The sequence below is a fragment of the Mycobacterium sp. NPDC004974 genome (assembly GCF_053600815.1).
The window spans coordinates 301,934-312,253 of the sequence record NZ_JBSGAQ010000007.1; the positions used below are offsets into that span (position 1 = coordinate 301,934).

Sequence of the window (10,320 nt, forward strand, 5' to 3'; positions counted from 1 at the left end):
GGACGGGGGAGACAACCATGTGGGGGTCACTGCTGGTACTGGCACTTCTGACGTCGATCAACCCCGTGCGTCTCGGCATCATCCTCGTGGTGCTGTCCCGGCTCCGGCCCCTGCGGAACCTGGTCGCCTACTGGTCGGGCGCGGCGATCATCGGGCTGACCACCCTGATCGTTCCGCTGATTGCGCTTCACGCCGCGCCGAGCTCGGCCTCCTTTGCCAGAGATTTCGCCAACCCGACCGCGAACCCCGCTGCCCAACGGACTGCGATCACCATCGGTGTGGTTCTGCTGGTGATCGCCGTGGTGATGCTGGCACGTTCATTGATGCGAAGCCCGGCCCCGCACGGTCAGCAGGCGGTGGCGGACCCCGACGGCACCGGAAGCGTATCGACACTTTTGCTCGATTCATCGGCACCACCGGCGATCTCGCGTCTACTGCACTCGGCTGCGGCGGCTGCAGCGGAAGAAGGCGAATCACCGACCCGTCGGCTGTTCGGCCGGATCCGCGCTGCCTGGCGGGACGGGGCGCCGTGGATCTCGTTCGTCATCGGCATCATCGTGCTGCCGCCTCTCGACGGCGTGGTGTTCGCCCTTGCGATCATCGTGGCTTCGGGCGCCGTACTCGGCGTCCAGGTCGGCGCCGCGATCGCGTTCGTCATCGGCGTGCTGGCCGTGGAGGAGATCATTCTGATCAGCAACGTGGCCGCTCCGGCGAGGACGCAAGCAGCCTTGCAGCGACTACACGACTGGGCGCGTACCCATCACCGGAAGTTCGCGGCCGCCATCCTCGCAGTCGTCGGCGTCTCGCTGGTGGCCCGCGGCATGGGCGGTCTCTAAGCTCTTCACATGCCACCACAGGTCGAGCACTTGGAATTTCAGGCCCAGGCGCGCCAACTGCTGGAACTACTGATCCACTCGGTGTACTCCAACAAGGACTCCTTCCTGCGGGAGCTGGTCTCGAACGCCTCCGACGCCCTGGACAAGCTGCGGCTCGAGTCGCTGCGGAACAAGGACCTCAACACCGACACCTCCGACCTCCACATCGAGATCGAGGTATCCCAGGAGCCGCGGACGCTGATCGTGCGCGACAACGGGATCGGCATGACCCATGAGGAAGTGGTCGACCTGATCGGCACTCTCGCGAAATCGGGTACCGCCGAGCTGCGTCAGCAATTGAGCGAGGCCAAGAATGCGGCCGCCTCAGAAGAATTGATCGGCCAGTTCGGTGTCGGCTTCTACTCGACGTTCATGGTGGCCGACCAGGTCGAGTTGCTGACCCGCAAGGCCGGCGAGAGCGGCGCCACCCGATGGGTGTCCAGCGGTGACGGCACGTACACCATCGAATCCGTCGATGACGCTCCCCAGGGCACCTCGGTCACGCTGCATCTCAAGCCCGAGGACGCCGAGGATCAGCTGCACGACTACGCCGCGGAGCCGAAGATCAGAGAGCTCGTCAAGAAGTACTCCGACTTCATCGCCTGGCCGATCCGGATGCACGACGAGACGCTCAATTCGATGAAGGCGCTGTGGGCGAAGCCCAAGGACGAGGTAACCGAGCAGGAGTACAGCGAGTTCTACAAGCACATCGCCCATGCGTGGGACGACCCGCTCGCGGTCATCCCGATGAGGGGCGAGGGCACCTTCGAGTACCAGGCCCTGCTGTTCATCCCCTCCCACGCCCCGTTCGACCTGTTCACCAGGGACGCCAGAGTCGGGGTGCAGCTGTACATCAAGCGCGTTTTCGTCATGGGAGATTGCGACGAGCTCATCCCTGCCTACCTGCGCTTCGTGAAGGGAGTGGTTGATGCACAAGGGATGTCGCTCAACGTCTCCCGCGAGATCCTCCAGCAGGACCGACAGGTCACCGCGATCCGCCGGCGGCTGACCAAGAAGGTCCTGTCGACGATCGCCGATCTGCAGTCGGGGCGGCCGCAGGACTACCGCACGTTGTGGACTCAGTTCGGCGCCGTGCTCAAGGAGGGCCTGATGTCGGACCTGGACAACCGGGACACGCTGCTGCGGGTTTCATCCTTCGCGTCCACCGTCTCCCTCACAGCAGGAGAGGACGGGCTCACCACGCTGGCCGGGTACGTCGAGCGCATGAAGGACGGTCAGGACCAGATCTTCTACGCCACCGGACCCTCGACCGAGCAACTCCTGAAATCACCGCACCTGGAGGCGTTCAAGGCCAGAGGGTACGAGGTGCTGTTGCTGACGGACCCCGTCGACGAAATCTGGGTGGGGTCGGTACCGGAGTTCGACGGCAAGCCGCTGCAGTCGGTCGCCAAGGGCGAGGTGGACCTCGACTCCGACGAGGAGAAGTCGGCACACGACGCTGAGCGCACCGAGCAGGAGAAAGAGTTCGCCGACCTGCTGGCCTGGCTGAAGGAAACGCTGAGTGATCACGTATCGGAGGTGCGGTTGTCCAGCCGGCTGACGGAGTCTCCGGCCTGCTTGATCACACCCGCATTCGGCATCACCCCGGCGCTGGCCCGCATGTACCAGGCGTCCGGACAGGTGGTTCCGGTCGGAAAGAGGATTCTCGAGCTCAACCCGGTGCATCCGCTCGTCACCGGCCTACGTCAGGCCTACCGGCCAGGCGCCGGTACCGATCTGAACCAGCTGGCTCAAACTGCCGAACTGCTCTATGGCACAGCACTTCTCGCTGAGGGCGAGATTCCCGAGGACCCGGCCAGGTTCGCCGGCCTGCTCGCCGACCGGCTGGCTCGCACGGTCTGACGCCCGCCGTCGCGGCCCGCTTCGGCAGCAACGCTGGCATTTTCGACCGAATTGACGATTCGGCACGTACCGTTCGGAGAATGAGCAACGTACTCGATTTGCTCGACCAGACCACGTTCGACGTCGGACGGGCCACCGGGGCAAACAGTCTCATGCAGGGCGTCTGGGTATACGACCACCCGATCGACGTCGACGGTCTACGACGGTTCCACACCAATCTTCAACGTGGACGATTATCTCGGTGTATCGAGAAGTCTCCGTTGCCGTTCGGTCGCCACCGCTGGGTCGCACCCCGGAACTTCTCCGACATCGAAGTCGCGTCGGCACGGCCACGCGAGGAATTCGACGACTGGCTCGACGAGCAGGCCGGCGCCCCACTGGATTGCGAGCACGGGCCCGGATGGCGCCTTGCGGTGCTGCCGTTCACCGACGGCGGCACCGGGGTGAGCCTGGTGGTCCCGCACTGCCTCATCGACGGCGTCGGACTGTGGCACGCGCTGGCGGACGCGACGGAGGGCCGCGAAGACCCGGTCCGATGGCCGGCCGCCGCATCCCGCCGGCGGTGGCAGGCCCTGCGCGCGGATGTCCGCCAGTGCGCACGCGACATCCCGGCCGTGGGCCGCGCCATGGTCGCCGCCGCCCGGTTGGGCCGGCGTGCCCGCAAAGGCGACGGAATCGGGACCCCGCTGACGCCCAAGTCCCGGATACTGCCTCCTGGAACCGAGCCGTCGATCGCGCTCCCGATGGCGACGGTCTTCGTCGACGCCGATGAGTGGGAGGCTCGCGCACAGTCACTCGGCGGGACCACAAACGCGTTGCTGGTGGGATTGGCGGCGCGACTCGCGCAGCACGTGGGGCGGATCGGTGCAGACGGCTCCGTCATCGTGATGATGCCGGTGAGCGAGCGGACTCCGGACGATACGCGCGCCAATGCGATCGGGAATGTGGGCGTCACGGTGGACCCGGCACAGGCAACGACGAATCTGGGCGACATCCGCACCGCAATCAAGCAGGCCTTGATCCGCCACCACGAGGCGTCCGACGACGAATACGCGGTGAACGCCCTGGTTCCCCTGTTACCCAAGCGGATTCTGAGGGCGGCCGGCCTGGCGAACAGTGTCGCCGCACCCAACCTGGTCGGCGCGTCCAATGTCGGCGTCATCTGCCCAGCCGCCGGCCGGGCAGATGGCACCGACGCCGATGTCTTCGCATTGAAGATCCTCCACACCGGCGTGACCACGACGATGCTGCAACGGTTCGGCGGGGTGCAGTCGTTCCTCTCCGGAACATCCCACGGAAAGGTCTTCGTCTCCGCGGTTTCTTACCGGCCCGGCCGGGCTAACTCGAATATGGCTCTACAGCAAGATCTTTCGAGTGCGCTGAGCGATTTTTCACTGACCGGCACGTACCTCTGAACACGCCTGATCAACTGTCGACGCAGACCTGCCTGAGCTGTTCGCCGTACGTGCTGACCGCCGGAGCCGTCAGCATGTCCTCATGCGTGCAGTCGACGAAGTACTCCGCGATATCGCCGACCACATAGGGGCGCCAGTTCTGTTCGGCGGACGACGTGGGAGCCGTTTTCCTGCGCAAGGCCGAGAAGATGACCATGTCACCGTCGAACAGGCCCGGCTCGTGAGTCTGATACAACGCCACATTGGTGTTTACATTTAGGACGGTCATGTCCAAAAGCGGTTTATAGCGGGAGAACTCGACGCCGGTCAGTTCCCGCACGAGTTCCTCGACCCGCTCATAGGTGAGAGGCTCGTCCGAGTCCTGCGCACCGATGCCCGCGAATCGCAGGATCTCCTCGAGGACGTCCTCCTCCTTGACGAGGCGGTTCGGGATGTTGGCGTCGTCCTCCGGCTGGGCGTCGAGAAGAATCAGCCGTCGGACGACGCATCCGCGTCGTTGCAGTTCGATGGCGATCTCATGGGCGACGACGCCGCCGAAGCACAGTCCGAGGAGGTCATACGGACCGGCGGGATGGACTTTCTGAATCCTGTCCGCATAGTTCTTCGCCATGTCGCGAATCGACTCGGGCCAGCTTTCGCCGCTGTCCAGGGTCTGTTGCACTCCGAGGATCGGACAGTCCAGATAGTTGCCCAACGTGGAGTAGGCCCAACTCATACCGGACCCCGGGTGAATGCAGAACAACGGCACGCCGGTGCCCTGCTTCAGCGGTTGAACCGGAATCACTTCCTGCACACCGATGGTGTCCGATTGCAGCCGCTCACTGAGGCTCATCACGGTGGGCGCTTCGAACACCGTGGGCACGGACAGATCGATGTTCAGTGCGGTCTTGATCGCCGCGATCAGACGCATCGCCGTCAGCGAGTCCCCGCCCAGGGCGAAGAAGTCATCATCGAGCCCCGCCCGCTCCACACCCAGCACATCGACAAATGCCTTGGCGACGGTCTTTTCGATCGAGGTCTGCGGCTCTCGGAACGTCGCGGCGGCGAATACCGGCTCCGGCAGCGCCTTTCGGTCCACCTTGCCCGATGAGGTCAACGGGAACTCGTCGAGCACCACGATCTGGGTCGGCACCATGTACTCGGGCAACCGCGTGCTCAATTGCTGGCGAACCACGCTGATCTTGGTGTTGGTGGCCGGATCATTGGCCAGGCTGCCGCGGTCCCCGGCACCGTTGTGGGGCAGATAGATATCGGTGAGCGCCCCGCCGTGCTCGATCTCGGGCAACGCAATGAAGATCGCATCGACGGTGCCGGGCTCGGCACCCCAGGTGACCGCCACCCGATATCGGGTCGCCTCTCCGAGGCGGTGCAACTGCTCGGGTGTGACGGTGCCGTCGGGCGTCGAGGTGGAAGCCGCGGCGGCGGCTTCCCCAACGGACCGACCGGCGGCCAGGGCCTGTTCGATGCGCACATCGGCGAACACCCCGGCGCGGGGTATGGCACTGATGCGCACGATCGGTGGACGTTCCGACATGAGCCGGCTGTGCATCCCGCTCACACCCGCACAGTCGGTCCACGCCCACGTCGGCACCTCCGCCAGGCAGCGCACGGCCGCGGGCGTCTTGTGGATGACGACGTCATAGCGGTACCGCGTGAGCTCGTTGTCGGCCACACCGCGCTTGACCTGGATGTCCACCCCCGCCACCGAGGGCCGGCCGGCCGCCCAGGTGGTGAAAAACTCTGGCGCCAGGACCAATTCGTGCTCGTCCACGACGGCACGATGTGCCCGTTTACGAATCTCGTCGCCGTCCTCGGTAGTGGCGCACGCCAACGCGATGCCGGTCTGGAATGCGTCCTGCAACCCGAGGTTACGCACGTCGCCGACAAACACCGCGCCGCCGGGAGCCAGCAGTTCCACTGCCTTGTCCATGACCTCGGCCAGGTAGCCCGCACTCGGAAACTTCCCGACCACCGAGTTGAGGATGACGGTGTCGAAGTGCCCCTGCGGAAGTGCGCCGGTGACGTGCTCGGATTGCGTCAGGAGGTGCACCCGGTCCCGCCACGGTTGCCTCGCCACCGCCGCCTGCAACGTCTGGATGCGCGGCGCGACAAAGTCTGTCGCCCAGTATTCCTCGCACTCCGGGGCGATCTGGGACAGGATCTGTCCGGAGCCCACACCGATCTCGAGCACCCGCCGCGGCCGCAGCCCGAGGACGCGGTCCACCACCGCCGAACGCCATTCGGCCATCTCCGGCAAGGGAATCGGTTCCCCGGTGTAACTGCTGCGCCAACCCCGGAAGTCGCCGCCGAACTCCGACATCTCCAGTTCGGCGTCATACAACTCGTCACGGCTGCCGCGCCTCGGGTCGACGATGTCGGCTCCGTCGCCGACGAAGCTCGCCGCCTCCAGCGTCACGTAGGCAACCAGGTGGTCGGCAGTATCGCCACGGTGCACCGCCGCAGCGGCACGACTCACCTGCGAGCAGGCCAGCAGGGCGTTCTCGATCTCACCCAACTCCAGGCGTTGACCGCGCAGCTTCACCTGGGCATCGGCCCGGCCCAGGTAGTCCAGCAGTCCCACGGCGTTCCAGCGCACCAGGTCGCCGGTGCGGTACATCCGGGCCCCCGGCACACCGGTCAGGCCGGAAGGATCGGCCACGAACCGTTCCGCAGTCAGTTCCGGCCGGCCCACATAGCCGCGCGCCACCGCAGGCCCGGCCACGTACAACTCCCCCACCAGGCCTACCGGAACCGGGTTCAACCGCGCATCGAGCACCAGCGCGCACACGCCGCGGATCGGGGCTCCGATACTCACCGGTTGTCCCGCTGACAGCGGCGCACAGGTGACCCACACCGTGGTTTCGGTGGGGCCGTAGCCGTTGAACATCCGCCGGCCCGGCGCCCAGGCAGCCACCAACTCAGCAGGCACGGCCTCACCCACCGCGATCACCGTGCCCAACCCGTCCAGCCGGGCACGGTCCAGCGTCGCCAGCACCGTCGGGGTCAACACCGCCGCGTCGACGCGCTGACCGGCGAGTATCTCGGTCAGTGCTTCACCGGCATACGAATCCGGAGGCGCCACCACCAGGGCGGAGCCCGAGGCCACCGCGAGCAACCACTCACCGACCGACGCATCGAAGGTGGGTGCGGAGACCATCAAGACCCGTGACCGGGGACCCAGTCCGAACATCTCCCGTTGCGCCGCCGCCCAACCGAGCAGACCGGCATGGCTGACCTCCACCCCCTTCGGGGTTCCGGTGGATCCCGACGTGAAGATCACGTACGCGGCATCATGAATGTCCAACGCCGCCAACCGATCCGCATCAGTGATCGGATCCGCGGGCCATCGGGACAGATCGAGGGCGTCGAAGCGCAGCACCGGACGCTGCCCGGCGCCACCGACAGCATCGACATCGCGGGTCAGGACACAAACGGCGTCGACGGTGTCGAGCAGGGTCGCGATCCGCGCCTCCGGATGAGCCCGATCCACCGGGACGTACACGCCGCCGGCCTTGAGCACCGCCCACCATGCCACCACCAATTCGGCTGAGCGGCCCATCGCCACACCCACCGCGCGGTCCGGCCCCACCCCGGCATCGATCAACACCCTGGCCAACCGACTGGAGAGCTCATCCAGCTCGCGGTACGTCAGGATCCGCTGCCCGTCGATGATCGCAGGAGCATCCGGATCCGTGGCGACGGCCGCGGCCAACAGCTGATCCCCCAACCCCACCGGGGCCGTCAAGTCAGCGCCGGACAACTCGTGCAGCACCAGTTCCCGCTCGTCGGGATCGAGCAGATCCACGTCGCCCACCGCCACCGACGAATCGGCTACCACCGCCTCGAGCACCCGACCGAACCAACCCACGAACCGCTCGATCGTGGCGCGGTCGTACAGATCGGTCGCGTACATCACCATGCCGGCAGCCATCGGTGCACCCGAAGCTTCGTTGCGCACCTCGCTCAGATGGATGTCCAGGTCGAACTTGGCTGTGCTCGTATCTGCCTGCAACGCCTCGACACTGACCTCGTTGATCTCCAAGGCGTCGGGCCGCATGTTGTTCTGGAACACCATGAGTACCTGGAACAGCGGGTGGTGCGAGGTGGAGCGCACCGGGTTGAGCTGCTCCACCAGCAATTCGAACGGCACATCCTGATTGCTGTACGCATTCAGCGCCTTCTGGCGCACCTGTTCCACCACATCGGCGAACCGCAGGGCAGGGTTCACCCCGACCCGCATCACCAGGGTGTTGACGAAGAACCCGACCAACTCATCGAGCGCCTTGTCGGTTCGTCCCGCGATCGGGGTGCCGAGTGCGACATCCTCCCCGACCCCGGCCCGGTGCAGCACCACCGCCATCGCGGCCTGCAGCACCATCGATACCGTCGCATGACGCGCGTCGGCCAACGCCTTGACCCCTGCCCAGGTCTGCGGATCGATGTGCAGCGGCACCTCGTCGCCCCGATAGCTGGGCACCGGTGGACGGCGCCGGTCCGTCGGCAGCGACACCACCTCGGGCAGCTCCGCCAACTCGTGGCGCCAGTAGCCGAGCTGCGTGGCGAGCACGCTGTCGGGATCGGACTCCGAACCCAGCCACTCCTGTTGCCACAACGCGTAATCGGCGTACTGCACCGGTAACGGTTCCCATTCGGGGGCCCCTCCCCCGCACCGGCTGGCGTAGGCCAACCCCACGTCGCGCACCATCGGGGCCATCGACCAGCCGTCGAAAGCAATGTGATGCACCACAATCGCCAGTACGTGCAGCTCGGGACCCAGCGCGTAGATCTGCGCCCGAATCGGGATCTCGGTGGCCAGATCGAACCGATGTTCCACCAGGGCCATCAACTCGCGCGCCACATCCGACTCCGACAGCGGCACCACTGCCGGGCCCCCACCTCGCCACATCCCGGCCTCGGCAGGCAGCACTTCCTGGAAGGCCACCCCGTCGGTGTCGGGGAAGACCGTACGCAGCGACTCGTGCCGGACGATCACATCGTCGAGCGCCTCGCCCAGCGCGTCCACATCCAACGGCCCGTTGATCCGCAACACGTTCGGCATGTTGTAGGTCGCGGCCCCACCCTCGAACCGGTTGAGGAACCACATCCGCTGTTGCGCATAGGACAGCGGAATACGTTGTGGCCGTGGCATTGCCTGCAGTGGAGGCCGGCTGGCCCGGCCCTGGTTCCGGTCGAGGTAACCGGCCAGGCTACCCACGGTGGGCGCATCGAAGAGGGACCGTACCGGCACATCGCGACCGAGAGCCGACTGCAGTCGGGCACACACCCGGGTGGCGATCAACGAATCGCCGCCGAGAGCGAAGAAGTCGTCATCGAGGCCGACCCGACCGAGGCCCAGCACCTCGGCGAAGGTCTCGGCAACAGTCTTCTCGGTCGGGGTCCGCGGCGCGCGGAACGCGGTAACGGTGAACACCGGTGCGGGCAGAGCCTTGCGGTCGATCTTGCCCGAGGACGTCACCGGGAGCTCGTCCAGCACCACGATCTGGGTCGGCACCATGTAGTCGGGCATCCGCGCACTCAACCACTGCCGCACCGCGCTGACCTTGCTGTTGGCATCGGGATCGTTGGCCAGGCTGCTGCGCTGCTGCACCCCGGACGCCGGCCGATACAGATCGGTGAGTGCTGTTGTGTAGCCGGGGTGGTCAGCCGATATGAACGTCGCCTCGACCGTGCCGGGCTCGGCACCCCAGGTGACCGCGACGCGGTACCCCGCCTGCTCACCCAACCGATACAACTGTTCGGGCGTAACGGCATCGGCGTCGGGTGGGGCATCCACCACCTGCCCTCCGGCAGCCAGGGCCTGCTCGATGCCCACATCGGCGATCACGCCGGCGCGGGGTATGGCACTGATGCGCACGATCGGTGGACGTTCCGATATGAGCCGGCTGTGCATCCCGCTCACACCCGCACAATCCGCCCACGCCCACACGGGTGCATCCGCCGGCGAGCACACCGCGGCCGGAGTCTTGTGGATGACGACGTCGTAGCGATACCGCGTCAACTCGTTGTCGGCTTCACCACGTTTGACTTCGATACCCAGGCCACTCACTGCCGCATGACCGTCCACCCAGGCCGTGAAAAACTCTGGAGCCAAAAGCAACTCAGGCTCACCGAGCACAGCCCGCTGAACCCGCTGCCGAACCTCGTCG

Annotated in this window: 3 protein-coding genes and 1 pseudogene; 3 read left to right on the top strand and 1 reads right to left on the bottom strand. The window is 66.1% G+C overall.

The features are described from left to right. The first annotated feature begins 17 nt into the window (after nt 1–17). From ACWEFV_RS18650 to ACWEFV_RS18660, 3 genes are all read left to right on the top strand, one after another. A complete protein-coding gene (locus ACWEFV_RS18650) occupies nt 18–836 on the top strand; it encodes a GAP family protein (RefSeq protein WP_450071223.1) in 819 nt (272 codons plus the stop codon). Nucleotides 837–845: 9 nt separating this feature from the next. Next, nucleotides 846–2,738, top strand: coding sequence for a molecular chaperone HtpG (gene htpG / locus ACWEFV_RS18655; RefSeq protein ID WP_450071224.1), 1,893 nt, complete (start codon nt 846–848; stop codon nt 2,736–2,738). A gap of 80 nt (nt 2,739–2,818) precedes the next feature. After that, entirely contained in the window at nt 2,819–4,153 is a 1,335-nt protein-coding gene (locus ACWEFV_RS18660; protein WP_450071225.1) for a hypothetical protein, read from the top strand. A 10-nt stretch (nt 4,154–4,163) separates the two neighbouring features. On the opposite strand, the pseudogene ACWEFV_RS18665 reads toward ACWEFV_RS18660, so the two are convergent. Then, nucleotides 4,164–9,704, bottom strand: a pseudogene (locus ACWEFV_RS18665) (amino acid adenylation domain-containing protein); the annotation flags it as partial. Between the last annotated feature and the right edge of the window lie 616 nt (nt 9,705–10,320).

What these genes read in the sequence shown, in the direction of transcription:
- ACWEFV_RS18650 (WP_450071223.1), top strand. Translation starts at nt 18, where the DNA reads ATGTGGGGGTCACTGCTGGTACTGGCACTTCTGACGTCGATCAACCCC.
- htpG (WP_450071224.1), top strand. Translation starts at nt 846, where the DNA reads ATGCCACCACAGGTCGAGCACTTGGAATTTCAGGCCCAGGCGCGCCAA.
- ACWEFV_RS18660 (WP_450071225.1), top strand. Translation starts at nt 2,819, where the DNA reads ATGAGCAACGTACTCGATTTGCTCGACCAGACCACGTTCGACGTCGGA.